Annotated in this window: 3 protein-coding genes; 1 reads left to right on the forward strand and 2 read right to left on the reverse strand. The window is 47.5% G+C overall.

Annotated features, from left to right (window positions below; translation table 11 throughout):
* Positions 1-389 precede the first annotated feature (389 nt).
* Together phoU and pstB are read right to left on the reverse strand one after the other, a co-directional pair.
* Positions 390-1,058 carry a phosphate signaling complex protein PhoU gene (gene phoU / locus QZP87_RS09090; protein WP_291322601.1) on the reverse strand — a complete coding sequence of 223 codons (669 nt, stop codon included), beginning with the start codon at positions 1,056-1,058 and terminating at the stop codon, positions 390-392.
* Positions 1,059-1,082: 24 nt separating this feature from the next.
* Positions 1,083-1,871, reverse strand: coding sequence for a phosphate ABC transporter ATP-binding protein PstB (gene pstB / locus QZP87_RS09095; protein WP_291322603.1), 789 nt, complete (start codon positions 1,869-1,871; stop codon positions 1,083-1,085).
* 364 nt (positions 1,872-2,235) lie between these two features.
* Here pstB and QZP87_RS09100 point away from each other — a divergent pair, with 364 nt between their 5' ends.
* On the forward strand, positions 2,236-3,051 hold the full coding sequence (locus QZP87_RS09100; RefSeq protein WP_291322602.1) for a PstS family phosphate ABC transporter substrate-binding protein: 816 nt from the start codon (positions 2,236-2,238) through the stop codon (positions 3,049-3,051).
* Positions 3,052-3,346 lie beyond the last annotated feature (295 nt).

A 3,346-nucleotide genomic window follows, 5' to 3' on the forward strand; every position in this document is an offset into this window, starting at 1 on the left:
CACGAACAACATCCTGCCGTCGCGTTTGTAAGTATATTCACAGACGGTGTCTTTAAAATTGCTGTTTCCACAGAAATGGCAGATATTCATTGGGAACCTCTTTCATAAGATGCACCTGCAAAAAGTCGGAAAGTAAATTATTCAGAAATCAAAAATATATATAACTCTTTGATTTCACTGACCTCTGACGTCTGATCTCTGACGTCTGTGACTGCAAAAATGACTTTTTGCAGTCACATCTTCATAAGGGGTGATAAATTTTGGGACATCCAGTTTTATCCATTCGTTATCCATGCATATACTATAATCCCGATAGAAAAAAGAATCAATGCCGCCAGACATGAATAGTGAACAAGCGGCTTCAGGCAGGCAACAGACGGTGGGTTTGACTAAACCCGGTCGTCAAACTGGCAGGAATGCTTGATGCTGGTGCCCTGCACGATGAACATGGTGGTTTCGGCTATGTTGGTGGCCAGATCCGCCACCCGTTCAAAGCGCCTGGCGATATTTATGCTCTGAACGCCCTGCTCAACCGCACCGCTGTTCATGCTCATATGCTCGATGCTGAGTTTAAGGATTTTTGAGTTTATCTCATCCACCTCGAAATCCATGCGGCAGACATTTATGGCCCTTTCTGTATCCGGAGAGGAAAAGGCGATTATAGCTTCCTGGAGCATGTCATAGGCCTTCTGGCCCATGATCTGGATCTGGTCGTAAAAATCCAGAGGAGGATGCAGGCTTAAAAATATGGTTGCATCGGATATGTTGGCAGATTCGTCCCCTATACGCTCCAGATCCTTGCTCAGGCGCATGGCCCCCAGGATAAAGCGCAGGTCCCTGGCCACGGGCTGCTCCAGGGCCAGGAGACGCAGGCAAAGCTGGTCAATGAGCACTTCCAGTTCATTGATCTCCTTGTCATGATCCACCACTTCCTGGGCCAGATCCGCATCCATGCGGGAGAAAGCGTTCACGGTCTTGCTCAGTGCCTGCTCCGTCTGGACCACCATCTGCATGACCTTCATGTTCAGCCTGTCCAGTTCCTGTGTCAAATGTGTCATATTCTGTCTCCTGATAAGATAAAATTATCCGAATCTGCCGGTTATATATTCTTCGGTTGTTTTTTCTCTGGGATTGGTGAACATGGTGATGGTATCCCTGTACTCAATGAGCTCCCCCAGGTACATATATGCGGTAAAGTCTGAAACTCTGGCTGCCTGCTGCATATTGTGGGTGACGATTACAATGGTATAGCTTTCTTTTAGATAATAAATCAGCTCTTCTATCTTGGATGTGGAAATGGGGTCCAGGGCAGAACAGGGTTCGTCCAGCAGAATCACATTAGGTTCAATGGCTATGGCCCTGGCAATGACCAGCCTCTGCTGCTGCCCTCCGGATAACCCCAGGGCGCTTTCATGTAGCCTGTCTTTGACCTCATCCCAAAGGGCCGCTCCTTTCAGGGATTTTTCCACCACTTCACTTAAATGCTTTTTGTTTCTTATGCCCTTGAGGCGCAAGCCAAAGGCGATATTGTCGAAGATGGATTTGGGAAAAGGATTGGGTTTCTGAAAGACCATGCCCACTCTGCGCCTGAGTTCGGCAACATCCACTTTGGGATCATATATATTTTCTCCGTCCAGTTTTATCTCCCCCTGCACTCTGCATATATCTATCAGATCGTTAAGCCGGTTGAAACAGCGCAACAGGGTTGATTTGCCGCAACCGCTGGGACCGATAAAGGCTGTAGCCCGTTTTACAGGTATTTTCATGTTAATGGACTTCAGGGCCTGGGTCGAGCCGTAAAAAAGATTGAGGTCCTTGACCTCCAGACAGCAGTGCTCCTTGTCCAGACTGATTTTTTTATTGGGATCCATATCCTGGACCACGCCTCCGGATAAGGGATTGCTGGGCAGAATCTGTTCAGCATGAATGAAAAAACCTCTTCTTGTGAATTTTTTGGGCAAGCCCTTGCTCAAAGGACTCTCGTATTGATGAACCAGGATATTTCTACGTTTCATTTGTTACAAAAGCATTACGAGAAGGTTACTTTTCAAGCAAACACAGAGCGCAGGTATCCAGTCTCTGATAGGCAGAAAATACTTTTTAACTGTTTCACAATTGTAACAATATCACCACATGTTCGGCATGAAAAACAATCCAAAGATGTTTAAAACACTTTTCATGTCAGGGCTGGACGTCATCCAGTCTTAATTTCAACAATTTTTTCGGAGGTTTAAAATGAACAGATTTTTGGTTTTGCTGGGTTCTTTGGTTTTTGGGTTGTGCCTGTTGGCAGCGCCGGTAAAGGCCGGTGAGCTTAAGATCAATGGTTCAACCACAGTCTTGCCGGTTACGCAGGTAGTGTCGGAGGCCTTTATGGAAGACAATCCCGGTTTCAATTTCTCTATTTCCGGTGGGGGTTCCGGCAGGGGCATCGCGGCCTTGATCGACGGTACTACTGACATCGCCCAGACTTCAAGATGGATCAGGGACAGCGAAGTGAAGCAGGCCGTTGACAACGGTATTTATCCGGTTCCCTTTGTCATTGCCTTCGACAGCATCATCCCTGTGGTCCATCCGGATAATCCCGTAGATGAACTGAGTCTGGAAGAACTCAGGAAAATCTATAACGGCGATATTACCAACTGGTCAGAGGTTGGGGGAACAGACCGGAGAATTACCATAATTTCCAGAGACTCCGATTCAGGTACTTACGTGGTCTGGAGTGATGAGGTACTCAAGGGCGATCGCCTGACTCCCAGGGCCCAGATGCTGGCCTCCAACGGAGCTATTGTCCAGGCAGTTCAGGATAACCGGCATGCCATCGGGTATATCGGCCTGGGATATCTTACCGACAGGCTTAAAAGCGTGAAGGTTGACGGCGTAATGCCCACCTCTACAACCACAGCATCAGGCGAATATCCTGTTTCCAGGAGCCTGTGGCTGATCACCGACAACTGGCCTTCCGGGGATGTGCTCAGGTTCATTAACTACATTCAGCATCCGGATAACGCTGAGCTCATTGTTGAGGGCGGGTACGTACCCATCTGGTAACGCTCTCCAGGTGTAAACAAGTAACCATTCAGAGGGTCCTCGGTGTTGATTACTGGCCGGTTTCGGCATTCCCCTGAATGGTTACGTAAACAATATTGAGGGGGTAGAGGCGGAACCGTCCTGCTCCCTCAATATTTCCAGGGTGGTATAAAGTTATTTTCATCAGAAATATTTACACTACAGCGAAACTTCAAAAATTTATAACCTGTCTCAATTGGGGACAGGCACTTTTGCCGTTTGATAACTTGCAATTGAACAAAATAACAGGCGGCAAAAGAGCCAGTCCCCGGAGGTC

This window comes from Desulfonatronospira sp. (genome assembly GCA_003563255.1).
GTDB lineage: Bacteria > Desulfobacterota > Desulfovibrionia > Desulfovibrionales > Desulfonatronovibrionaceae > Desulfonatronospira.